Source organism: Pseudomonas sp. SBT1-2, assembly GCF_028640875.1.
Classification (GTDB): Bacteria; Pseudomonadota; Gammaproteobacteria; order Pseudomonadales; family Pseudomonadaceae; genus Aquipseudomonas; species Aquipseudomonas chlororaphis_I.
Map to the genome: position 1 here is coordinate 24684 of NZ_JAQZAA010000009.1, position 23341 is coordinate 48024.

Here is a 23341-nt window from a genome sequence, read left to right on the forward strand (position 1 = left end):
CAACAGGATCGGCGGCAAAGAGCCATATGCTCGCCTGTTGACCGCGCGAAAACAAGCGCGGTAACCGATCCTTCAAAAACCGCCCGCGGCCTCCTGGCACAGTTGGCTGGCCAACATGCCCAGGGTCATCAAGGCTCGCTCGGCCTCGCGATTCCACGGGGTGCCGCAGTTGAGGCGAATGCAGTGGTTGAACTGCTCGGTATTACTGAAGATCAGCCCCGGCGCGATACTGATGCCCTGCTGCAATGCCCGGACATGCAATTCCTGGGTATTGACCCGCCCCGGCAGGCTGACCCAGAGAATGAAACCGCCGTTCGGACGGGTAATCTGCGTGCCCTCTGGAAAGTACTGCTGCACCGCCAGCTGAAACGCGCTGAGGTTCTTGCGGTACTCCTGACGGATAAAACGTAGATGCCGGTCGTAACCGCCGTTCTCCAGGTAGGCCGCGACCCCCATCTGGGTGACGCTGCAGGCCGAATGAGTGCTGAAGGTCTGCAAGCGCTGGATTTCCTGCTGGTACTTGCCGGCAATCATCCAGCCGATGCGCACACCGGGTGACAGGGTCTTGGAAAAGCTCGAGCAATAGATCACCCGATCCAGCCGGTCATAGGCTTTCAGCGCCTTGGTACGACCGACCTCGAACATCAGTTCGCCGTAGATATCGTCCTCGACCACCTGGATATCGAAATCCGAGGCCAGGCGCAGCAATTGCTTCTGTCGCTCTTCCGGCATGGTGCCGCCCAGTGGATTGCTCAGGCGCGTGGTCAGCACCAGGGCCTTGATCGACCATTGGTTGGCCGCCAGTTGCAGCGCCTCCAGGCTCATGCCGGTGGAAGGGTCGCTGGGAATCTCGATGACCTTGAGCCCGAGCAGGTCGGCCAGTTGCAGCAGGCCGTAGTAAGTCGGCGACTCCGCGGCGATCAGGTCGCCTGGGCGGGTCAGCACGCGCAACGACATCTGCAGGGCATCCACGCAGCCGTGGGTGATCACCACTTCGGACGGATCGACCACCACGCCGGCGTCGCGCATGCGAATCGCCACCTGGCGGCGCAACGGCTCGAAACCGGGGCTGAACATGTAGCTGAAGGCGCGCGGACTGTGGAAACGGGTGACCTTGGCCAGTTGCTGGTGCAGCGCCCGCACCGGCAGGTAATCGACGCTCGGCACCGCAGCCCCCAGCGGAAACACGCCTTCACGGCGCGATTCCACCAACACCTGATGAATGATGCTGCTGCGCGTCACCAGGCCTGGCCGTTCGACCCGGGCGATGTCCGGGGTCGGCGCGGTCAGCGCCGGGGTCTGGTGCACGTAATAACCCGACTGCGGACGGGCGCGGATCAGCCCCTGGTCCTCGAGATTGGCATAGGCCTGGAGCACCGTGGCATGGCTGACGTTGAGCTGGGAACTCATCTTGCGTACCGAAGGCACGCGTTCCCCGGGCTGGTACACACCACGACGGATATCTTCAGCCAGCTGCTGAGCGATACGTTGATAAAGCAAGAGATTGGTCATGACGCTGCACTCGATTTCACCGGCATTTTATTCTTGTGGATGACGATACCGGAACAGTTCATAAGTGTACTGGGACAGTTGCCACAATAGTCGACCGTACAGGGCAGTGTCAGCAAAAACTGTACTGTTTTGTGTGCCAATCGTCAGGCACAAAAAACCCGGCTCCACAGGGAAACCGGGTTGTTTTGACCATCCGCGTCTTAGCGCGCGGCGCCCAGCTGGCCTTTCTCGTCGGAGAAGACGATTTCCACCCGACGGTTCTGCGCTCGCCCACGTTCGGAGGCATTGGCCTCGACCGGGTACTCATCACCATAACCTTCGACCTGGACCCGTTTCTCCTCGACCCCCAGGTCCACCAGGATATCGGCCACGGCCTGCGCCCGGTCGCGGGACAGTTTCAGATTGCTCTGCTTGTCGCCGGTGTTGTCCGTGTAACCCTCGATTCGCACCACGCGCTTGGGGTTCAGCTGGAGAAACTGCACGACCTTGAGCACAGTGCGGTTGGCCGAGCTTTTCAGCTCCGCCTCGCCGGTGTCGAACAGCACATCACCCAGGGTCATCACCAGCCCGCGATCGGTCTGGGTGGTGGCCAGGTTGATGATCTGCTCTTCCAGCCACTTGCCCTGTTGCTGCACGCTCAGCAGCTTGGCCTCGCGCAGCGCCAGTTGCAGGCGCTGGCGTTCGAGTTCGAGCTTGGCCGCTTGCTCCTGGTTCAGCGCCTGGTTGGTGTGCTCGCGGGCAATTTCGCTGTAGCGCTGGCTGAGGTAGGCGTAGTGCACCACATCCGAACCGCTGCCCCAGTAGCTGGACAGGCGATCGGCCCGGGCCAGGGACTCACCGGCACGGATCACATCCTTGGGCGCGATGCGCAGCACGTTGGAGTCTTCCTTGACCTTCTGGAAGTCTTCGCTGGCCTGTTCCAGCGCTGCTTCGCTGCGTTGCCCGGCGCAGCCGTAGAGGCCGGTGCAGGCAATCAGCAGCACGCCGCCCAATACTCGAGTCAGACGAATCATTGGGCATCTCCCAACTGCTTGCGCAGGCGAGTGATGCGGGTCTGGACGAGGTTCAGCTGTTCCTGGCTTTTCAGGGTCAGGACGCGCGCCTCGGCCAGGCGCGCATCCAGTTCCGCCTGCTCGGCACGCATCCGCGCGTGCTTGAACGACTCTTCCTGCATGTTGCGTTGGGCGCGGGCGAACTTGTCCTCGGCCAGTTTCATTTCCGGCACATCCTCTGCCGTGGCCCCCACGGCCTTGGCCTGGGCCAGGGTTTGTTCGGTCAGGCGCATTTGTTCATTCGGCGCCGGATCGGCTGCGCAACCCGCCAGAGCCAGGACGGCCAGGGCAGCGAAAAGAGGTCGAATACTCACTAGAAATCCCTACTGTTTGGGGGTACTGACAGGTTGCTGCAACTGTGCCTTCCAACGCTCGAGATTGCGCTGCAGCACGGCTTCCGTCAGACCGGACGCGGGCAATTCTGTCATCTTTTTCGCCAACTGTCCGCGCAACCATGGGTCATTGCAGGCTGAGTTGTGTGAGACAGCCAGGAACAGGCCGGGTTTGTCGGCGGGCTGCTCAAAAGCCAGCAGATCGTTGGCCATGCCCAGCGACGGGGCCAGGGCCATGCCGGCGTAGCGTCCGGCCAGTACGTACTCCACCTCCCCCAGCAGCAGTTTCTGGAACGCCTGGGTCAGGTTCGGCATACGGGTCAGGCTCAATTGATCCTTGGCGAAGGCCTCGAAGGGCGGCGTCAGGCGCGCCCTTTCCGACACTGCGCCAGTATGCCCATGCAGGTCCGACGGCTGGCTGTAGCTCAGCGTCGAGCCCTTGCGGGTCCAGACCAGGAAGTCGTTCTCCAGCAACGGCGGATGAATGTAGTCCAGCGCTTCCAGCTCATTCACCGTCAGCGGGGCGTCGGCCAGCATGTCCATGCGTCCGCTGCGCACTTCATCCAGGGCGGCGGAGCGTTTGCCGGCATACAACAGTTCGACCTTGATTCCCAGCTCCTGCGCAACGTGCTGCAGCAGTTCGGCGCTGGCGCCAATCAGGTGGCTGGGGTCCTGCGGGTCGCGCCACAGATAAGGCGGGGCATCCGGACTGCCGGTCACCACCAGGCGCTCGCATTTGCCGGCGGCCATCAACGACAACGGCATCAATGTCAGGCCCAGCAGCACTGACAGACCACCCAGGCGGCGCAGATCCATGGCGAAATTCTCCCACTCACATCCCAGACAATAAAAAAGCCCGGCCAAAAGACCGGGCTCTTTATAAGTGAAGCCGCTGGATTAGACCAGCTTCTCCAGCTCAGGTACGGCTTCGAACAAGTCCGCTACCAGGCCGTAGTCGGCCACCTGGAAGATCGGCGCTTCTTCGTCCTTGTTGATCGCAACGATCACCTTGGAGTCTTTCATGCCGGCCAGGTGCTGGATCGCACCGGAGATACCGACGGCGATGTACAGCTGTGGCGCAACGATCTTGCCGGTCTGGCCGACCTGCATGTCGTTGGGTACGAAACCTGCGTCGACCGCGGCGCGCGAAGCACCCACGGCGGCGCCCAGCTTGTCGGCCAGGGCGTACAGGTGCTTGAAGTTGTCGCCGTTCTGCATGCCGCGGCCGCCGGAAATGACGATCTTGGCAGCGGTCAGTTCAGGACGGTCGGACTTGGCCAGCTCTTCGCCGACGAAGCTCGATTTGCCGGCATCGTGAGCGGCAGCAACCGCTTCGACAGCGGCCGAACCGCCTTCGGCGGCAACCGGGTCGAAACCGGTGGCACGCACGGTGATGACTTTCACAGCGGCGTTCGATTGCACGGTAGCGATAGCGTTACCGGCATAGATCGGGCGCTTGAAGGTGTCGGCGCTTTCTACCGAGATGATCTCGGAGATCTGGTCGACGTCCAGTTGCGCGGCAACCCGCGGCAGGATGTTTTTACCGTTGGAAGTGGCGGCGGCCAGGATGTGGCTGTAGCCCTTGCCCAGCTCTGCTACCAGAGGGGCAACGTTTTCCGGCAGCTGGTGCGCGTAGGCGGCGTTGTCAGCGGACAGGACTTTGCTCACGCCAGCGATTTTCGCAGCGGCTTCAGCCACGGCGCCAGCGCCCTGGCCGGCAACCAGAACGTGGATGTCGCCGCCAATTTTGGCAGCGGCGGCAACGGTGTTCAGGGTGGCCGGGGCCAGCACCTTGTTGTCGTGTTCAGCGATTACCAAGATAGTCATGATCAGATTACCTTCGCTTCGTTTTTCAGTTTCTCGACCAGTTCAGCGACCGACTTGACCTTGATACCCGCGCTGCGTGCAGCCGGCGCTTCGACTTTCAGGGTCTTGTTGGTAGAGGCGGTGGAAACGCCCAAAGCATCAGGAGTCAGCACTTCAAGCGGCTTCTTCTTGGCTTTCATGATGTTTGGCAGGGACGCGTAGCGCGGCTCGTTCAAACGCAGGTCGGTGGTGACGATCGCTGGCAGGTTCAGCGAAACGGTTTGCAGACCGCCGTCGATTTCACGGGTCACGGCAACCTTGTCGCCCGACACTTCGACCTTGGAGGCGAAGGTGCCTTGAGCGTAACCGCTCAGGGCAGCCAGCATCTGGCCGGTCTGGTTGTTGTCGCTGTCGATGGCTTGCTTGCCAAGGATCACCAGCTGAGGCTGTTCCTTGTCGACCACGGCCTTGAGCAGCTTGGCCACGGCCAGCGAGTTCAGTTCATCAGCGGATTCGACGAGGATGGCACGATCGGCCCCCAGTGCCAGGGCGGTACGCAGTTGCTCTTGAGCAGTAGCAGGACCGATGGAGACGACGATGATTTCAGTCGCTACGCCTTTTTCTTTCAGGCGTACGGCTTCTTCCACTGCGATTTCGCAGAAAGGGTTCATCGACATCTTGACGTTGGCGAGGTCGACGCCGGAATTGTCCGCCTTGACGCGAACCTTGACGTTGTAATCGACAACGCGTTTGACAGCTACAAGAACCTTCATGGATTCCTCGTTACTCTCCGGTGAAAAGAAAGTCGCCTAGGCGAACCTGGCGGTTGATGCTCATCGGGCACAAGGGCACCTCTAAAAACGCTGGCATTGCCCCTTGGGACAGCAGACAGATGACCCTGCTCACGGGATGATGACCGTTCGTCAGTAGCGACTGGCCGGTCATTCTTTAGCGCGGCGTGTAAACTGCGCGTTGCGTCACCTTGTACTGCTTTCGCCCTGTCTTTAGAGGTGCTCTTGAAACCAACAGTCAGCCTACGGCGAGCGCAAAACCGACCGTATCTTGACCGGAACGCCTATTCTGGTCAATACGCCAAAATGGTCTGTCATAAGCCGCGCTTCTTTGATTTACATGGGCTGCAGCAAATTCAAACAAACGTTTGTATTGGACGCTAAGAGTGGTGTAGATATAATGCGCCGCCTAGAGATAAAGGCGGGTCGTTCATTGTCCCCTCCCCTGTTTGGCGGAGAAAACCATCGATGCGACACCCAACCTCCAATTAGAAAAAAACCGTTGAGCCTTGAGTAGGAGATAGCCTAGTGGAACGCGAATACATGGAATTCGACGTGGTCATCGTCGGTGCCGGCCCCGCTGGCTTGTCCGCCGCCTGCCGACTGAAGCAGAAGGCCGCCGAAGCCGGTAAGGAAATCAGCGTCTGCGTGGTCGAGAAAGGCTCCGAAGTCGGTGCTCACATTCTTTCCGGCGCCGTGTTCGAACCGCGCGCCCTGAACGAGTTGTTCCCGGACTGGAAGGAACTCGGCGCGCCGCTGAACACCCCGGTCCAGCGCGATGACATCTATGTCCTGAAAAACGCCGACAGCGCGACCAAAGTTCCCGACTTCTTTGTGCCCAAGACCATGCACAACGAAGGCAACTACATCATCTCCCTGGGCAACCTGTGTCGCTGGCTGGCCCAGCAGGCCGAGAACCTGGGCGTGGAAATCTACCCGGGCTTCGCCGCCCAGGAAGCGCTGTTCGACGAGAACGGCGTGGTCCGCGGGATCATCACCGGCGACCTGGGTGTCGATCGCGAAGGCAATCCGAAGGAAGGCCTGTACACCCCCGGCATGGAACTGCGTGGCAAGTACACCCTGTTCGCCGAAGGCTGCCGTGGCCACATCGGCAAGCAGCTGATCAAGCGCTTCAACCTGGACAGCGACGCCGACGCCCAGCACTACGGCATCGGCCTCAAGGAAATCTGGGAAGTCGACCCGGCCAAGCATCAGCCAGGCCTGGTGGTCCACACCGCCGGCTGGCCGCTGGACATCATGGGCACCGAGAACACCGGCGGCTCCTTCCTTTATCACCTGGAAAACAATCAGGTGGTGGTCGGCCTGATCGTCGACCTGTCCTACAGCAACACCTACCTGTCGCCGTTCGACGAGTTCCAGCGCCTCAAGCATCACCCGGTGCTCAAGCAGTACCTGGAAGGCGGCAAGCGCGTCAGCTACGGCGCACGGGCCATCTGCAAAGGCGGCCTGAACTCGCTGCCGAAGATGGTGTTCAAGGGCGGCGCGCTGATCGGTTGCGACCTGGGCACCCTGAACTTCGCCAAGATCAAGGGCAGCCACACCGCCATGAAGTCCGGCATGCTCGCCGCTGACGCCGTGGCCGATGCGCTGTTCGCCGGTTCCGAAGGCGCCGACGAGCTGAACACCTATGTAGAAGCGTTCAAGTCCAGCTGGCTGTACGAAGAACTGTTCGCCAGCCGCAACTTCGGCCCGGCGATCCACAAGTACGGCGCCATCGTCGGCGGCGGTTTCAACTGGGTCGACCAGAACATCTTCGGCGGCAAGCTGCCGTTCACCCTGCACGACACCAAGCCGGACTACGCCTGCCTGAAGCTGGCGGCGGACTGCAAGAAGATCGACTACCCGAAACCGGACGGCAAGCTCAGCTTCGACAAACTCAGCTCGGTGTTCATCTCGGGTACCAACCATGAAGAAGAACAGCCTTGCCACCTGAAGCTGACCGACCCGAGCATCCCGATCGGCAAGAACCTGCCGCTGTACGATGAGCCTGCTCAACGCTACTGCCCGGCCGGGGTGTATGAAGTGATCACCAAGGAAGACGGCGAGAAGCGCTTCCAGATCAATGCCCAGAACTGTGTGCACTGCAAGACCTGCGACATCAAGGACCCGGCGCAGAACATCACCTGGGTCGCGCCGGAAGGCGCGGGCGGCCCGACTTACCCGAACATGTAAGGCGTACACTTGAAGAAAAAAGGCTCCCGAATGGGGGCCTTTTTTTATTGCCCGCGCCACTGCCCCGCTTCTGTAGGAGCACAGCTTGCGTGCGATAAGGCCTTGGCAATGTCTCTGTCAGACCGCGTCGCTATTCATCGCGGGCAAGCCTCGCTCCTACAGAAGAGTGTCGCGCCACGCCATCAGGCCGCTCGCTCATCCCCCGGATTGCGCTCGAAGTAGCGCTTGTATTCACGACTGAACTGCGAGGTGCTCTGGTACCCCACCCGATGCGCCACCTGGGCCACGCCCAGCCCTTCCCCCAGCAGCAACTGCTGCGCCTTGAGCAAGCGCAGGCGCTTGAGGTACTGCACCGGCGACAGCAGCGTGCTGCGCTTGAAGTGCTCATGGAAGGTCGAGGCGCTCATGTTCGCGCAACGGGCCAGGGTCTCGACGTTCAGTGGCTCGGTGTAATGCTCGTGCAAGTGATTGAGCGAGGCGGAAATCCGCGCGAACTGCCCGTGCTGCTCCACCAGCGCGCGCAGCACATCGGCCTGTGGCCCGCGCAAGACGGTGAACATCAACTCGCGCAAACGCGCCTGGCCCATGACCTTGCACTCCAGAGGATCGTGCAGGCAGCGCAGCAGGCGCTCCACGCAACCGCGCATGGTGTCGTCGAGCACCACCGAGGTCATGGACTCCGGGGTCTGCGCCTGGGCACTGCGCCCCGCGGCAACGCCCATCGCCAGCACCAGTTCGCCCAACAAGGCCCGGTCGAGGGCGATGGACACCCCGAGCAACGGCGCATCGGGCATGGCGAAGGTCTCGCACTCGAAAGGCACCGACAGCGCCTGGATCAGGTAATGCCCGGCGCCGTACTCCAGGGTCCGCGGGCCCAGGTACGCCAGTTTGCTGCCCTGGACGATGATCATCAGGCTCGGCTCATAGATCTGCGGGCCGCGGGCCACATCACAACTGGCCCGCAGCACCATGACCCCCGGCAGCTCGGTGGGGACGAAACCATCGCGGGTCGCAAGGGGCTGGATCAGGGATACCAGGGTGGCGTTGGCATCGAGATGACGGGTCAACAACATGGGGAAAACTTCACGGAAAAAGGGATGAAAACATCATCGCAGGTCTGAACGCCAATGCCGCGCGCAAATGGCCGATGGCGGAGGAATAGGCATGACATGCCGAGGAATCGCCATGTTCGCGCCCGGCAGCGGCGCCGAGAATGGCCCGCCTCACCTGTCAGTGCTTTTGCGAGGTTCATCATGTACACAGCCATCGGTTACGCCGCCCAGTCAGCCACCACGCCCCTCGCCCCCATGAGCTTTCAGCGACGCAGCCCGCGCCCCGACGACGTGGCCATCGAGATTCTCTACTGCGGCGTCTGCCACTCCGATATCCACCAGGCCCGCAATGAATGGGGCATCGCCGTGTACCCGCTGATGCCGGGCCACGAGATCGTCGGCAAGGTCACCGCGGTCGGTGCCCACGTGACCAGGCACAAGGTCGGCGACCTGGTCGGCGTCGGCTGCATGGTCGACTCCTGCCGGCATTGCGAGGCCTGCGCCGCCAACCTGGAGCAATACTGCCTGGAAGGCCCGACCATGACCTACGCGACCCCGGACCGGGTCGACGGCAGCAACACCATGGGCGGGTACTCCGACAGCATCGTGGTCAGCGAGCACTTTGTCGTGCGTATCCCCGAGAAACTCGACCTGGCCAGCGCCGCGCCGATCCTCTGCGCGGGCATCACCACCTACTCGCCGCTCAAGCATTACGGGGTGAAGGCCGGCGACAAGGTGGGCATTCTCGGCATGGGCGGCCTGGGCCACATGGGCATCAAGTTCGCCAAGGCCCTGGGCGCAGAAGTGACCCTGTTCACCCGTTCGGCGAGCAAGGCCGAGGAAGGTCGTCGCCAGGGCGCCGATCATGTGATTGTCTCCACCGATGCCGAGCAGATGAAAGCCGCGGCCGGCCGCTTCGACTTCCTGCTGGACACCATCCCGGTGCAACACGACCTCAACCCCTACCTGGATACCCTGCGTTTTGACGGTGTACACATCCTGGTCGGCCTGATCGAACCGGTGGACCCGCCCGTGCACGCGGCCAAGCTGGTGCTGGGCCGTCGCGTGCTGGCCGGCTCGCTGATCGGCGGCATTGCCGAAACCCAGGAAGTGCTGGATTTCTGCGCCGAGCACAACATCACCTGCGACATCGAAATGCTCGACATCCGCCAGATCAACGAGGCTTACGCGCGGATGATCGCCGGCGATGTGAAATACCGCTTCGTCATCGACATGGCGACCCTCAAGCAATAAACCGCGTGCTGTAGGAGCGAGGCTTGCCCGCGATGACGATGGACCTGGAAAAATCCCATCGCGGGCAAGCTCCGCGCCTACAGAAGCCTGAGTCAGCCGCCGAGCTCGGCGGAGATGCCAGCCGCGGCCTGCTTGATCACCGGGATCAGCTCGGCCATCTTCTCCAGCGGCATGTACGGCACGGTGCTGGCGATACTGATGCCGGCGACGATCTTGCCGCTGGCATCGCGGATCGGCGCCGCCACGCAACGGATCGACGGTTCGTTGTCCTCCAGGTCGAAGGCATAACCGCCCGTCACATATTCCTGCATGCGCTGCTGGAACTGCTCCCAGGTCGGCTCTTCATGCTGCGGCCAAAGGGCATTCCTGCCGCCCGCCGGCAGGCTCACTTCATATAAACGCTGCCACTCTTGCGGCGGGCTATCGAGCAGCAGCGCCTTGCCGATCCCGGTGCGCGCCAGCGGCATGCGATGGCCGACCCGCGAGCGCATTTCCGGGCCGTTGCGCCCCGGGTTCTTGTGCAGGTACAGCACATCGTCGTCTTCGCGGATCGCCAGGTGAATGGTGTCGCCGGTCAACGCCGACAGCTCGTCGAGGAATGGCCTGGCCAGGGTCACCAGCGGCAAGGCTTCGCGGGCCTGGAAACCCAGCTCGATCAGCTTCGGCCCCAGCAGGTAGCCGACCTGCGGCACCACCCTCAGGTAACGCTCGTCCACCAGGCAACTGGCCAGGCGATGGGTGGTGCTGCGGGTGGTGCCGATCAGCCGGGCGATCTCCTTGAGGTCGCGGGCACCGCTGGCCACGGCCTGCACCACCGCCAGACCACGGAGCAATGTTTGGGTACCCGTGGGGGCGGCGTCCTTGGCGGTCTTTGCTGCGTCGTCCTGCATATCCAGCCTTCCGAGGGTGAGAACGGGCGGCATTATGGTCGCCCGCCCCCCGCCACTACAACTCGATACGCTCGACCTTGCCCACCAGCAGCACGTAGGACAGGGCCCCCGCCAGCGCCAGCACGGCAATGTAGGTAATGGCCGGGGCGAAGGAGTCGCCGCTGGCCAGGAAACCGATGACGATCGGCGTGGCAATCGCCGACAGGTTGCCGATGAAGTTGAACACTCCGCCGGTCAACCCCAGCAACCGTGCCGGTGCCAGGGTCGAGACCAGCGACCAGGTGATCGAAGCCAGGCCGTTGCCGAAGAACGCCAGCGCTAGGAAGGCGATCACCAGCGGCGTCGACTCGACGAAGTTGGCGCCGATGATCGAGGTGGAAATCAGCAGCCCGCCAATGATCGGCAGCTTGCGGGCAAAACCCACCGAGGCGCCACGCCGGATCAGCCAGTCGGAGAAGAACCCGGAACACAGCACGCCGACAAAGGCCGCGAGGAACGGCAGCGACGCCAGCAGGCCGGACTTGATGAAGTCCATGCCTCGGTACTTCACCAGGTAAGTGGGGAACCAGGTGAGGAAAAACCACAGGGTCGAATTGAGGCAGAACTGCCCCAGATAAATGCCCCACAACTTGCGCTTGCTCAGGACGATCCCCAGGTCCGTCCAACTGAAACGCGCCTTGCGCTTGGCCGTCTCGCGCTGGATATCCACCAGGCCGCCACCCTGGCGGATCAGGTCGATTTCCGCCGGGTTGGCGCCCTTGAAGTCCCGTGGTTCGCGATACACCGCGTACCAGATCGCCGCCCACAGAATGCCCACCGCGCCGGTGACGACAAACACCATCTGCCAGCCAAAGGCATGCTGCAGCCAGGCCAGCACCGGGGTGAGAAAGGCCAGCCCGACAAATTGCCCGGAGGTGTAAAAGCCGATGGCCGTGGCGCGTTCGCGCTCGGGAAACCAGGTGGTCACCACCCGGCTGTTGATCGGATAGGCCGGCGCCTCCAGCGCGCCCACCGCCATGCGCAGGACGAACAGGGCGATAAAGCTGGCGGCGAAACCAAGCATCACTGTCGCCAGCGACCACAGCAGCAGCGCCGCGGTGTAGAGAATGCGCGGCGGCACCCGGTCCACCAGCCAGCCACCGGGGATCTGCATGGCGGCGTAGGTCCAGCCGAAGGCCGAGAAAATCAGCCCGACGTGGATCGGGTCGATACCCAGGTCGCTGGTCAGCGCCGGCGCGGCGATCGACAGGTTGCTGCGGTCCAGGTAGTTGATCACCACCGTGATGAACAACAGCAGCATGATGAAAAAACGCTTGCGGCTCGGCGCGACGAGCGACGCCTGCCCGGTGAAGGTTTCCGGTTGCATGGGGATGCCTCTTCTTATGGTTATTGAGGGCAATGTTTCTCTGTACCTGTAGGAGCGAGCTTGCTCGCGATGGCGTCGGTTGCTTCACGGCGATAAGAAGTCAGACCCTGTCGTCTGCATCGCGAGCACGCTCGCTCCTACAAGCAATGAATCAACTCACCATTCGGCAAAGCTGCCGTCGGCGTGGCGCCAGATCGGGTTGCGCCAGCGGTGGCCGATGGCCGCGCGCTCGATGACGTATTCCTCGTTGATCTCGATACCCAGGCCCGGGCCGTTGGGGATCGTCACCATGCCTTGCTGGTAGTCGAAGACGCGCGGGTCCTTGACGTAGTCCAGCAGGTCGTTGCTTTCGTTGTAATGGATGCCCAGGCTCTGCTCCTGGATGAAGGCGTTGTAGCAGGCCGCGTCCAGTTGCAGGCAGGCGGCCAGGGCAATCGGCCCCAGCGGGCAATGCAGGGCCAGGGCCACGTCGTAGGCTTCGGCCATGTTGGCGATCTTGCGGGTCTCGGTGATGCCGCCGGCATGGGAAGCATCCGGCTGGATAATGTCGACGTAGCCTTCGCTGAGCACCCGCTTGAAATCCCAGCGCGAGAACAGCCGCTCGCCCAGGGCGATCGGCGTGTTGGTCAGCGGCGCCAGCTCCTTGAGGGCCTCGTAGTTTTCGCTGAGCACCGGTTCTTCGATAAACATCAGCTTGTAGGGATCGAGTTCCTTCATCAGTACCTTGGCCATGGGCTTGTGCACCCGGCCATGGAAGTCGACGCCGATCCCGACGTTAGGCCCCACCGCATCACGCACCGCGGCCACGTTGGCCAGGGCCAGGTCGACTTTGTCGAAGGTATCGAGGAACTGCAGCTCCTCGGTGCCGTTCATCTTCACCGCGGTAAAACCACGCGCCACCGCCTCTTTGGCGGCGCGCGCGGTATCGGCCGGACGGTCGCCGCCGATCCACGAATAGACGCGGATCTTGTCTCGCACCTGGCCACCCAGCAGGTCGCTGACCGACACGCCCAGGGCCTTGCCCTTGATGTCCCACAGCGCCTGGTCGATACCGGCCAGGGCACTCATGTGGATCGCGCCGCCACGGTAGAAGCCGCCGCGGTAGAGCACGGTCCAGATGTCCTCGATATTGCGCGGGTCCTTGCCGATCAGGTAATCGGCCAGCTCGTCCACAGCGGCGGCCACCGTGTGTGCCCGCCCTTCGACCACAGGCTCACCCCAGCCGATGACGCCCTCGTCGGTCTCGACCTTGAGAAAGCACCAGCGTGGCGGAACGATAAAGGTGGTCAGTTTGGTGATTTTCATCTTCTTGTCTCTCTTGTCGGATGCAGCGCCGACGGCGCAGAAAAAGTCTTAAGCCAGGGCGTTCCAGGCGGCGACATAGGCCTTGGCGCGAGTCGCCACCTCAGCCGCGCTCATCCCCGGCTTGAACAACCCGGAACCGAGGCCGAAGCCCTTGACCCCGGCGTCGACGAACACCTGCATGTTGTCCGGGGTGATCCCGCCCACCGGCAGCAGCACGGTGCCGGCCGGCAATACCGCGAGCCAGGCCTTGACCACCGCCGGGCCCATCTGCTCGGCGGGGAACAGCTTGAGCACGTCGGCGCCTTCGGCCAGCGCGGCAAACGCCTCGGTCGGCGTGGCCACGCCGGGGGACAGATACAGGCCGGCGGCCCTGGCCGCGCGCAGCACCCTGGGGTCGCTGTGGGGCATGACGATCACCTGGCCGCCCGCGTCCTTGACCTGCTCGACCTGCTCCGGGGTCAGCACCGTGCCGGCGCCGATCAGGCAATCGGCGGGCAAGGCGTCGCGCAGGATGCGGATGCTGTCGAAGGGCTGTGGAGAATTGAGCGGCACCTCGATAACCCGAAACCCCGCCTGATACAGCACCTCGCCGATGGCCGCCGCTTCTTGCGGACGCAGCCCCCGGAGAATGGCGATCAGGCCGTTGTGTGCCAGTGCTTGCTTGAGCATGTCGGACCTCTTTTCAAGGATGAGCGCAAGGGACGCGCGCCAGCAGCCCGGCCGCTTCAGCCAGGTGCCATAAACCGCGTTCGGTGGCCTGTTCGGCCAGGATTACCCGGGGAAAACCGCAGGCGGACAGGGCCCGGCTGTAGCGGGCGCAAAGCTGGGCATTGCCGATCAGCACGATCGTTGGCAGTGGCTCGCCGTGACGGCGCCGCCGCTGCACGGCGGCCAGTGCGCAAAGTTCGTAGCCGATCAGCAGGCCCGACAGATAGTCCGGCTGGGCGCGGCCGCTGAGCTCACCGGTCAACCCCAGGCTGCGGGCGCTGAACAGAGTCGACAGCGGGCCGATCTCGCCCTCGACGGACAAGGCCACCTGCACGCCGCGATCGAAGGCCTCGGTGTCGAACGCCGCGCCACGCTCCTGGGTACGGCCGAGAATGCTGTGTTGACTGAGCACGGCGAACAGCTCGCCGGTCATGAAGGTGTCGAAATGGACGATGCAACCGTCGGCCACCTGCACCCATTTGGAATGACTGCCGGGCAGGCCGATCAGCACGTCGTCCCCTGCCCCGCCCGCCAGTTGCGGCAGCACACCCAGCACCTGGGTTTCTTCGCCCCGCATCACGTTCGGCAAGCGCGAACGCTGGATCACCCCCGGCACGATATGCACGTCCACCCCGCGCCGGCTGCGCAAGGTCACCAGGGCCTGTCCGAGCTGGGCGACATCCGCCGGGGTCTCGCAGTAACTGGCCTCGCGCCAGCCCTGGGCGCTGCCGACCATGCCGCAGGCAATCACCGGCAACCCCGGCTGCGCGTCGAGCCAGTCGCCGCAGGCGTCGTCGAAGGCCAGTTCGAAACCGTTGTCGCAGCGCTGGCCGGCAATCATCCGCGCCACTTTCGGCAACTGCATGATCCCCGAGGTCAACGCGCGCTGTTCCAGCACCTGGCCGCCTGCTGCGAGTTTGTAAGCACGAAGGGAGGTGGTTCCCCAATCGAGCGCGATCAATTGCGCCTGCATCGCTTCACCTGTGAGTTGTTTTTGGCAGTGAGTGCGTAAGAGCTGATGGCGGCGACTATAAACCCGACTCAAATAAAATCTCAATATATAAATATCACTCCCATATTGTGGGATTTATTGATTTACATGAGAACAGCCCGCTATTGCCTGGTTTTCATGGCAGCAGGCAGGCGTCGACCGCCTGTCCCCACAAGGGAACAGGAACCGGCAACGAGTGAGATCGGTTTTTGAGCCTGGGCAGTGAATGCGGGCCTAAGCCCGAAGAAAAACGCCGGCCGCCCCGAGTACACAGGGCGGTCTTGGCAGCGAGGGATCTGGAAAGGAATCGCGAGCAACCGGATAGCGAGCGGCTGCCCCTACAGCGTTGACGATGGACTCAGCCCTGGGCGAACGCGCGCAGTACATCGCCATCCATGCGGTACCTCACCCACTCTTCCTGAGGCTGGGCGCCCAGGGATTTGTAGAACTGGATCGCCGGTTCGTTCCACTCCAGCACGCTCCACTCGAAGCGCCCGCAACCGTTGTCGCAGGCGATCCGCGCCAGGTGCCGCAGCAGCTGTTTGCCAGCGCCGCCGCCACGTTGTGCCGGGGTGATGTAGAGGTCTTCCAGGTACAGGCAGTTGCTGCCCAGCCAGGTGGAATAGCTGAAGAAAAACACCGCGAAACCGATCGGCACACCATCGCGCAGGCAGATCAGGCCGTGGGCCGTGGCGCCCTCGCTGAACAGGCTGCGCTCGATGTCGGCGACGCTGGCGATGACCTCATGGCGAGCGCGTTCGTAATCGGCCAACTCCCTGATGAAGGCAAGGATTTGCGGTGCATCGCTGGGCACGGCTGGACGGATTTCGACGGACATCGGCGGGTCTCGGTTAGAAGGCAGGCGGCCATATTAGATCGACAGGGGAAAGACATGCACGGGTATTTCACAGGGATATGCCTGGAGGTCGTGGCGGGTGATTGTCCATGTCGGAATTGCCGATTCCCGCGACCAGCGCCGCAGACTGACCGACCGGCCAGCCAGCAAAGGACGCAGGTATGAGCGCCATGGGCCTTATCGCCGCCTTCGACAGCGGCTACAGTGGCGCGTTATTGACCCGCTGATGGCTCCCTCCTGATGACCGCCCACGCTTTTGCTCCCCTGCCCGATCTCGCCAATACCCTGCTGCCCCACGCCTTGGAGCCTGTCGACGACGGCGCCCACGACCTGTCGCACCTGCAGCGGGTGTGGGCCAATGTGCGGCGCATCGCCAAGGAAGACGGCGGCGATTTGCAGGTGCTGCTGGCCGCCACCCTGCTGCACGACTGCGTCGCCGTGGAAAAGAGCTCACCGCTGCGCGCCCAGGCCTCGCGCCTTTCGGCGGAAAAGGCCGCGGCCCTGCTGCACCGGCTGGGCTGGCCCAAAGCCAAGATCGCCGCGGTGGCCCACGCCATCGAAGCCCACAGTTTTTCCGCCGCCATCCAGGCCGACACCCTGGAGGCGAAGATCCTGCAGGACGCCGACCGTCTCGACGCCCTCGGTGCTCTCGGCGTGGCCCGCACCTTCTATGTCGGCGGCCGGTTGAACCGAGCCTTCTACGATCCCCACGACCCGCACGCCGAGCACCGCGGCTATGACGACCTGAACTTCACCCTCGACCACTTCCACACCAAGCTGCTGCACCTGGCCGAGGGCTTTCAGACCGTGACCGGCGCGCGCCTGGCGCAGGTGCGGCATACCCGCCTGAAGCGCTTCATGGACGAGTTCATTGACGAGATCGGCGGCTGACTTACTCCGCTATGCGCTACCCCTGAAGCCTGCAAGATCACAACTAACGCGACAGCCGCCCATGGTAGAACGGCGCCTCATGAATCCAACAAGAAACGAGGCCTGCGCATGTCCAGCGCTACCCCACCACCCATGGTTCCAGCCAGGCTGTTCGGGCTGTTCTGTGTCGCCAGCTACCTGCTGTCGCTGTCCTATGGCTCGACCTTCCTGCTCTCGCTGCTGATCGGCTCGCGCGGTGGCAATGAGCACGATGCCGGCAGCGTGATTTCGGTCGCCATGCTCAGCACCTTGGTCGCGGTGATCTTCTCCGGGCACCTGTCGGACCTGCTGGGCGCCGCGCGCTCGATTGCCCTGTTCGGTTGCCTGCTGGTAGTCGCCAGCCTGGGCTTTGCCCTGACGCCGGGCTTTGGCGATGCCCTGCTGTTTTTCGGCCTGACCCTGGGCCTGGGCTGGGGCGTGTTCTACACCCTGGGGCCGATCATCGTCGCGATGATGGTGGCGCCGGCGCAGCGGGCCAGGTTCTTCGCCCTGCTGTCGGGCAGCATGATGAGCGGCATCGGCTCGGGCCCGCTGCTGGGGCGGCTGGCCAGCGCCCTGGGCTACCCATTGACTGCGGCCTTTCTGCTGGCCGCGGCCGCCAGCTTGATCGGCGTGCTGATCTTCTGGCGCCTGGGCGCGCTGCTGAAGAGACACCCCAGCCATCTGGGGGCCGGCGCGGCGAAAATCAGTTGGGCCAGCAGCGCCCGGGTGCTCTCGTCCAAGGCCTTGTTCCCGATCCTCATGGTCGGTCTCGGCGGCTGCGTATTCGGCGGCCTGTCGAGTTTCCAGACCAGCTACGCGGCCTCCCGCTCGCTGGACTATTCGCTGTTCTTTCTCGGCTTCATGGTGGCCGCCATCGGCAGCCGCCTGCTGATCGCCGGCTTCGTGGTCAAGCGCGACGCCTATCGCGCGGCGTGCCTGCTCTCGGGGCTGATGCTGGGGTCGATCCTGATGTTCCAGCTGCTGGTCGATGACGCGACGAGTTATCTGTTGGCCGCCGTGGTCCTGGGGGTCGGCTACGGCCTGACCTACTCGGTGATCAACGGCCTGGCCGCCAACGAAGCGCCGCCCGGCGACACCTCGCAAGCCTTGCTGCTGTTCAGCCTGGCCTATTTCATCGGGGTGTTCGGCTTTCCGCTGCTGGCCGGCCGGATCATCGTCGAACAGGGCATGCCGGCCCTGATGCTCACGGTGCTGGACATCGCCCTGCTGAACTGGCTGATCAGCGTCGGGCGCCTGGTCTGGCGCGGGATGAAACCCGACGGGGTGGCGCAGAACGCCTGAACCGTTCGTCGTTCATCAGGCACCAATCAAAATCGCCGGCAGCCCAAGATCAGGTAGCGACTCTAAAAACGAATGGAGGCGACATCATGATCAAATCCAGGCTGACGCTCCTCGCCCTGGCCGGGCTGCTGTCCTCGGCGGCCTTCGCCGGCGCCAGCGGCCCCACCGATCCGGTGGAACGGCCAAAGTCCCCGGCCACCCAAGGCTCGCCGAGCATCAATATCAACCCGCCGCAGGTGGACGAAAGCACCCTGCCCCCCGCCACGGGTACCGATCCGCGCATCCAGGGCAACGACACCGGCCGCGCCGGCACCCTGGACACCGACCCGCCGGACAGCAAGCCGAAAACCACCACCGGCGGCACAGGCTCCGAAGGCCACGGCACCGATCAATGAACCAGGCACGCACCCTTCCCCACACAGAGGTCCGCATGAACGTCGACAAAGAGCTGGAAAAAGAAGTGCTCACCCGCTTGCTGCACGCCCACCCCAACGGCCTGGGCAAGGAGGTGCTGGATAATTATCGCGGCGAAAGAGTCGTGGCCAGTACCCTGGCAATGTTGCAGGAACGCGGCTTGATCAAGGAGGGCCATGTCACCCTCAACCCGGCGGGCGAACATGCCCTGAACCTGCCGATCAAGCTGACCGCTTCCGGAGTGGAAGCGGCCCGCAAGCTGGACGCCTGATCGAAGGCCCGGGCGTTCGTTTGCGCCCACCGGCACCCGCGTCGCGACGCGGGTGCCGCCAGCGCCGACTCAGCAGGTCGGATGGTTGAAGCGATTGATCATGTTGCCGTAGGTGCGGTTGTAGCGGTTGGCCGAGCGAACGATGCTCGAGCTCTGCATATGCGCCGGCAGGTTCTTCATCGCGCCTTCGGGCGCGCGCTTGTACACCCCGTCCTTGACGTCGCGGATGATCGAACGCGACTGGCCGATGAACTCATTGATTTCCAACATGCCGCCACCGCACGACTTGCCGCTCTGTGCCGCCTGGGCGCTGACCTTGCCATTCCAGCCCGCGGCCGCGTCGGCCACCAGTGCCAGGGACTTCTCGAAGGCTGCCAGGGCCTGCGGATCGTTCGGTTCGGCGAACAGCGTCTCGGCATCGGCGGTGTTGAGTTTGCCGTAGTAGATCAACCCGGCCCGGTAGTAGGCCGCGGTGTCTTTCGGCGCCTCGTCGAAGGCTTGCTTGGTCAGCGCCAGGTCACGCGCGCCAAGGCCGGCGTAGAAGCCCTGCTCCTTTTCGCTGACCGCGGTCAGGGCGGCCAGATAGGCCTGGCTCTGGCGACGGGCCAGCTCGCCGTTGTCGCTCAGGTAGCCCTTGGAAGTGGCGTAGTTCTGCAGCTCATGACTCAACGGCGAGAGGGTTTTCAGGGCCGCGGAAAAGGCCTGGGCCGCCTGATCCACTTCCGGGATTGGCGTATCGATGGCCAGGGCGCCATCCAGGGCCCGGCTCAGGCGATCGATGAGGATATCGTTGCCGATGCTGAAGGCGGTGATCGGCGCCTTGCCCGCCAGGGCCGGCACCTCGTACTGCTGGTAACGCTGGAGGAACGTCTGGAAGGACTCGCTGATGCTGTTCGCCGCACCGACGTACTGGTTGTATTTGTCGATTTCCTGCTGCCGGGCATCGACCTGTGCCGCGGACTGGCTGACCTTTTCAGTCTTGTCGCCACAACCGGCCAGCAGCACGCTGCCGCCCAACAGGGCCGCAGCCAAAAACATCCGGGTATTCATTGGTTCATTCCTTTAAAAACAGGCCACGACCACACCGCACGGCAGCGGCAGACCGGTGACGGGGTTGGATTTGCGCAACAGGGGATTGATAGCGGGCGTACTGTGTCGATCAGCCGCCCCTGATCTGGGGCGTAAGAATCATCCATGAGCATCTCGCGAAAAGGCCTGACAACTAGTCAGACTCATCCATTTCCGGGGCAGGCATTGTGCGAGACTTCCCCCGCCCTGGCAAACCTCGGGCCGTCCTGGCCTGCCGCTTTTGCGCGCAATGCCGCGCTTCTGTGATAGCGATCACACCCTTCTGGCACTGGCGTCGAGAGCCCATTCGTCGATTCCCGGGCACTTATCGGCCTTTTTCCCGCCCCAACTTCAGGTACCCATTGCCAAAGGAGAGCCCTCATGCCTCGTGGAAGCAAAGCCAAATACACCGCCGAACAGAAGCGCAAGGCCGCGCATATCGAAGCCGGCTACGAAGCCAAGGGCGTGCCCAAGGACGAGGCCGAAGCGCGCGCCTGGGCCACGGTGAACAAGCAGTCCGGTGGAGGGGAACGGGCTGGCGGCTCCGGGCAACGCACACCGGCCTCGGAAAAGGCCGCCGCGCGCCACTCCTCGGCCAGGCGTGCCGTCGCCAGCCGTGAGGGGTACGCCCGCAACAGCCAGGCCTCGCTGAGTACCCAGACCAAAGACAGCCTGCTGAAGGAAGCCCGGGTGAAGAACATCCGCGGCCGCTCGACCATGAGCAAGCAGGAGTTGATCGACGCATTGCGCAAGGCGGGATAAACCGCGATCGCGAGCAGTGCTCCCTGTAGGAGCGAGCTTGCTCGCGATCCCCTCACTCCGTCAGCAAGTGTCAGGCGTGGACGCCGTTCCCATTGACCAACGCATCCACCTCCGCCGCCCCCGGCGCGGTGGCCGGGCCCCAGCGGGTCACCGCCAGGGCCGCCGCGGCATTGGCACGACGCGCCGCCTGCAACGGCTCCAGCCCCTGCGCCAGGGCTGCGACGAAGACTCCGGCATGGGCATCGCCAGCGCCGTTGCTGTCCACCGCCTGGACCTTGAAGCCCGGTACATGGGCGCTGTGGCCATGCTGGCTGACCCAGCAGCCTTGCGGGCCGTCCCTGACCACCAGCAACACCTCCTGCGGCAGCCCCTCATGCAGGCGTCGCAGGGCTGCGGCGATGGTCGTGGTCCCGGTGAAGCGCAAGGCCTCGACACTGTTGCTGGTCCAGAGATCGATACGCGGCAGCAGCCGGCGCATCGCCACGGAGTCCGGCGAATCCACCAGCGGGCCCGGATCGAACACCAGCCGGATCGCCCGTGGCAAGGCCAGCAGCCAGTCCAGCAAGGCCTCGGCCTTGCCGGCATGCAGCAGGCTGTAGCCGCTGACATAGACAAAGTCGTCGGCCTGCACCGCGACACCGGCCAGGTCCTGGGCCGACAGTTGGCCTTCCGCCCCGATGTAGGAAATGAAGCTGCGTTCGGCCGTGGCTTCGGTCAGCGCCACGCACAGGCCGGTGTCCTCGGTGCGGCTGGCCTCGAGAGTGACCTGGATGCCCTCGGCACGCATCGCCTCCCGCGCCAGCTCCCCGAAGCGGCCGTTGCCGTGCCGCCCCAGGTACAGCACCGGCAAGCCGTTTCGCTGGGCGGCAGCCATCACGTTGAAGCCGCCACCGGCCTCGAAGCTGGCGGACTGTGCCAGCACGTCGCCGCCGGAGCTCGGCAGGCGGTCTACGGACATCACCAGATCGACGATGACCTGGCCGGTGTGCAGCATTCTAGGCATTGGCATTCTCGACAAAAGCGCCGCGGCGATCCCTGGCCCCACCCAGCACGGCATACACGCCGCCGGCTACCAGGAAGGTGACGATCCAGCCCAGGCCGTTATGGCCCAGCCAGGAATCGGCCAGCGGCCCGGCGAACCAGACGTTCTCGGCGCTGGTGCCGATGGTGGTGAAGCTGAAACCCAGCACTATGGCCAGTGCCCAGGCACCTAAGGCCCGCCATTCGACACCGCCACGATACCAGTAGGCGCTGCTCGGGCTGACGTCCAGCAGGTCCTTGGGGCTGTAGTAGTGACGGTGGATCAGGTCGACCACGAAGATCCCGACCCAGGCGGTGAGAGGCACTGCCAGCAAGGAAATGAAGGTAATGAACGGCCCGTAGAAACTCTCGGCGATCAGCATGAAGTAGATGGAGCCGGCGAAGATCGCCACGATGTCCACCACCACCGCGTACACCCGCTTGACCTTGAGCCCCAGGGTCAGGGTGGTCAGGCCGGCCGAGTACACCGACAGGTTGTTCGACAACAGCAGGCCGCCGAAAGCGGTGATCAGGTAGGGCACCGCCATCCAGGTCGGCAGCATGTCGCGGATCGCCACGATCGGGTCGGTGGCCGAGGCCAGGTCATCGTTGCCCACCGACAGCAGGCCACCCAGGGTAATCAGCAGCACCAGCGGAATGCCGGCGCCGAAGGCCGCCGATGCCACCAGGCGCGAGGCCTTGACGCTGCTGTGCTGGTAACGCGACATGTCGGCACCGGTATTGGCCCAGCCGATACCGGTGCCCGCGGCCATGGTGCCGATACCGATGATCATCGCGCTCAACGGCGCCGGGGTGGCGTTGAACACCGCGCTCCAGTCGATGGTGGCACAGAGGAAGCCGCCCACCAGCAGGTTCAGCGCGCCGAACACATAGGTGGCCCACTTCTGGATCACCAGCAGGGTCGCGTGGCCGAGGCCGGAGACGGCCAGGGTCAGCAGCACGAAAATGCCGATGAACAGCAGGGTCAGCAGCGGCGCGCTCTTGGCTTCCACCGGCGAGCCAAACAGGATCGAACACAGCGACAGCAGGACGAAGGCAGCGGTGGTGGTGTTGACGGTTTCCCAGCCCACCCGCGACATCAGCGACACCAGGGTCGGGCCGATATTGCCGCGCACGCCGAAGATCGCCCGCGATAGCGTCAGGCTCGGCGCCCGCCCGCGACGCCCGGCGATGGAGATGATCCCCACCACCGCGAACGAACCGGCGGCACCGAGGATAGCGACGATGATCGCCTGCCCGATCGACAGGCCACGAAAAGCCACCAGGGTCGCCCCCAGCGGCAAGCCGAGGATGCTGATATTGGCGGCGAACCAGACCCAGAACAGTTGCAGCGGATGGCCGTTGCACTCGCCTTCCGGCACCGGCTCGATGCCACGGGTTTCCAGCTGCCCGGCGCTTTGCCCGGGGTTCGATGCACTCATGAAAACACTCCTGTTGCCTTTGTTGTGATTGTCGGCAATTTC

23 protein-coding genes are annotated in these 23341 nt (G+C 63.7%); 7 read left to right on the top strand and 16 right to left on the bottom strand.

Going from position 1 to position 23341, the window contains the following annotated elements:
* Positions 1–72: 72 nt before the first annotated feature.
* From PVZ78_RS00375 to PVZ78_RS00400, 6 genes are all read right to left on the bottom strand, one after another.
* Positions 73–1512 carry an aminotransferase-like domain-containing protein gene (locus tag PVZ78_RS00375; protein WP_009047866.1) on the bottom strand — a complete coding sequence of 480 codons (1440 nt, stop codon included), beginning with the start codon at positions 1510–1512 and terminating at the stop codon, positions 73–75.
* A gap of 200 nt (positions 1513–1712) precedes the next feature.
* On the bottom strand, positions 1713–2525 hold the full coding sequence (locus tag PVZ78_RS00380) for an OmpA family protein (protein ID WP_009047865.1): 813 nt from the start codon (positions 2523–2525) through the stop codon (positions 1713–1715).
* Positions 2522–2878, bottom strand: coding sequence for a DUF4398 domain-containing protein (locus PVZ78_RS00385; protein WP_009042881.1), 357 nt, complete (start codon positions 2876–2878; stop codon positions 2522–2524). Before PVZ78_RS00385 ends, PVZ78_RS00380 begins: the two co-directional genes overlap by 4 nt.
* Before the next feature lie 9 nt (positions 2879–2887).
* A complete protein-coding gene (locus PVZ78_RS00390) occupies positions 2888–3712 on the bottom strand; it encodes a substrate-binding periplasmic protein (RefSeq protein ID WP_273828073.1) in 825 nt (274 codons plus the stop codon).
* A gap of 81 nt (positions 3713–3793) precedes the next feature.
* Positions 3794–4723, bottom strand: a complete 930-nt coding sequence (locus tag PVZ78_RS00395) for an electron transfer flavoprotein subunit alpha/FixB family protein (protein WP_009042879.1) — start codon at positions 4721–4723, stop codon at positions 3794–3796.
* A gap of 2 nt (positions 4724–4725) precedes the next feature.
* Positions 4726–5475 (bottom strand): electron transfer flavoprotein subunit beta/FixA family protein, encoded by a 750-nt coding sequence (locus tag PVZ78_RS00400; protein ID WP_028681979.1) that lies wholly within the window; start codon positions 5473–5475, stop codon positions 4726–4728.
* A gap of 546 nt (positions 5476–6021) precedes the next feature.
* Between PVZ78_RS00400 and PVZ78_RS00405 the strand changes: the two genes are divergently transcribed.
* The gene (locus tag PVZ78_RS00405; RefSeq protein ID WP_096373456.1) at positions 6022–7686 is read left to right on the top strand and encodes an electron transfer flavoprotein-ubiquinone oxidoreductase; all 1665 of its coding nucleotides are present in this window, start codon (positions 6022–6024) and stop codon (positions 7684–7686) included.
* A gap of 182 nt (positions 7687–7868) precedes the next feature.
* Here PVZ78_RS00405 and PVZ78_RS00410 read toward each other — a convergent pair whose 3' ends face one another.
* Positions 7869–8759 carry an AraC family transcriptional regulator gene (locus tag PVZ78_RS00410; protein WP_023968450.1) on the bottom strand — a complete coding sequence of 297 codons (891 nt, stop codon included), beginning with the start codon at positions 8757–8759 and terminating at the stop codon, positions 7869–7871.
* A 180-nt stretch (positions 8760–8939) separates the two neighbouring features.
* Between PVZ78_RS00410 and PVZ78_RS00415 the strand changes: the two genes are divergently transcribed.
* Positions 8940–9992 carry an NAD(P)-dependent alcohol dehydrogenase gene (locus PVZ78_RS00415; RefSeq protein WP_016702135.1) on the top strand — a complete coding sequence of 351 codons (1053 nt, stop codon included), beginning with the start codon at positions 8940–8942 and terminating at the stop codon, positions 9990–9992.
* Positions 9993–10084: 92 nt separating this feature from the next.
* Here the strand turns inward: PVZ78_RS00415 and PVZ78_RS00420 are convergent, their stop codons facing one another.
* From PVZ78_RS00420 to PVZ78_RS00445, 6 genes are all read right to left on the bottom strand, one after another.
* Positions 10085–10882 (bottom strand): IclR family transcriptional regulator, encoded by a 798-nt coding sequence (locus PVZ78_RS00420; RefSeq protein WP_028683128.1) that lies wholly within the window; start codon positions 10880–10882, stop codon positions 10085–10087.
* 55 nt (positions 10883–10937) lie between these two features.
* The gene (locus tag PVZ78_RS00425; RefSeq protein ID WP_038631148.1) at positions 10938–12248 is read right to left on the bottom strand and encodes an MFS transporter; all 1311 of its coding nucleotides are present in this window, start codon (positions 12246–12248) and stop codon (positions 10938–10940) included.
* A gap of 156 nt (positions 12249–12404) precedes the next feature.
* On the bottom strand, positions 12405–13553 hold the full coding sequence (gene dgoD, locus PVZ78_RS00430) for a galactonate dehydratase (protein ID WP_016702133.1): 1149 nt from the start codon (positions 13551–13553) through the stop codon (positions 12405–12407).
* 48 nt (positions 13554–13601) lie between these two features.
* A complete protein-coding gene (locus PVZ78_RS00435) occupies positions 13602–14222 on the bottom strand; it encodes a 2-dehydro-3-deoxy-6-phosphogalactonate aldolase (RefSeq protein WP_273828074.1) in 621 nt (206 codons plus the stop codon).
* A 13-nt stretch (positions 14223–14235) separates the two neighbouring features.
* A complete protein-coding gene (locus tag PVZ78_RS00440) occupies positions 14236–15234 on the bottom strand; it encodes a 2-dehydro-3-deoxygalactonokinase (RefSeq protein WP_273828075.1) in 999 nt (332 codons plus the stop codon).
* A gap of 376 nt (positions 15235–15610) precedes the next feature.
* A complete protein-coding gene (locus tag PVZ78_RS00445; protein ID WP_007928100.1) occupies positions 15611–16090 on the bottom strand; it encodes a GNAT family N-acetyltransferase in 480 nt (159 codons plus the stop codon).
* Between the two features lie 258 nt (positions 16091–16348).
* On the opposite strand from PVZ78_RS00445, the gene PVZ78_RS00450 reads away from it, so the two are divergent.
* From PVZ78_RS00450 to PVZ78_RS00465, 4 genes are all read left to right on the top strand, one after another.
* Complete coding sequence (locus PVZ78_RS00450) at positions 16349–16999, top strand: HD domain-containing protein (protein ID WP_016702131.1); 651 nt, start codon at positions 16349–16351, stop codon at positions 16997–16999.
* 108 nt (positions 17000–17107) lie between these two features.
* Positions 17108–18322 carry an MFS transporter gene (locus tag PVZ78_RS00455; RefSeq protein ID WP_273828076.1) on the top strand — a complete coding sequence of 405 codons (1215 nt, stop codon included), beginning with the start codon at positions 17108–17110 and terminating at the stop codon, positions 18320–18322.
* A gap of 86 nt (positions 18323–18408) precedes the next feature.
* Entirely contained in the window at positions 18409–18717 is a 309-nt protein-coding gene (locus PVZ78_RS00460) for a hypothetical protein (protein WP_038631138.1), read from the top strand.
* Between the two features lie 35 nt (positions 18718–18752).
* The gene (locus PVZ78_RS00465; RefSeq protein ID WP_009042865.1) at positions 18753–19007 is read left to right on the top strand and encodes a hypothetical protein; all 255 of its coding nucleotides are present in this window, start codon (positions 18753–18755) and stop codon (positions 19005–19007) included.
* Positions 19008–19076: 69 nt separating this feature from the next.
* On the opposite strand, the gene PVZ78_RS00470 is transcribed toward PVZ78_RS00465, so the two are convergent.
* Positions 19077–20057, bottom strand: coding sequence for a DUF3829 domain-containing protein (locus PVZ78_RS00470; protein WP_081362273.1), 981 nt, complete (start codon positions 20055–20057; stop codon positions 19077–19079).
* Positions 20058–20456: 399 nt separating this feature from the next.
* Here PVZ78_RS00470 and PVZ78_RS00475 point away from each other — a divergent pair, with 399 nt between their 5' ends.
* A complete protein-coding gene (locus PVZ78_RS00475; protein ID WP_009047848.1) occupies positions 20457–20837 on the top strand; it encodes a hypothetical protein in 381 nt (126 codons plus the stop codon).
* A gap of 70 nt (positions 20838–20907) precedes the next feature.
* Here the strand turns inward: PVZ78_RS00475 and PVZ78_RS00480 are convergent, their stop codons facing one another.
* Together PVZ78_RS00480 and PVZ78_RS00485 are read right to left on the bottom strand one after the other, a co-directional pair.
* Positions 20908–21840, bottom strand: coding sequence for a PfkB family carbohydrate kinase (locus tag PVZ78_RS00480; RefSeq protein WP_257374586.1), 933 nt, complete (start codon positions 21838–21840; stop codon positions 20908–20910).
* Positions 21833–23299, bottom strand: coding sequence for a purine-cytosine permease family protein (locus PVZ78_RS00485; protein ID WP_038631133.1), 1467 nt, complete (start codon positions 23297–23299; stop codon positions 21833–21835). Before PVZ78_RS00485 ends, PVZ78_RS00480 begins: the two co-directional genes overlap by 8 nt.
* Between the last annotated feature and the right edge of the window lie 42 nt (positions 23300–23341).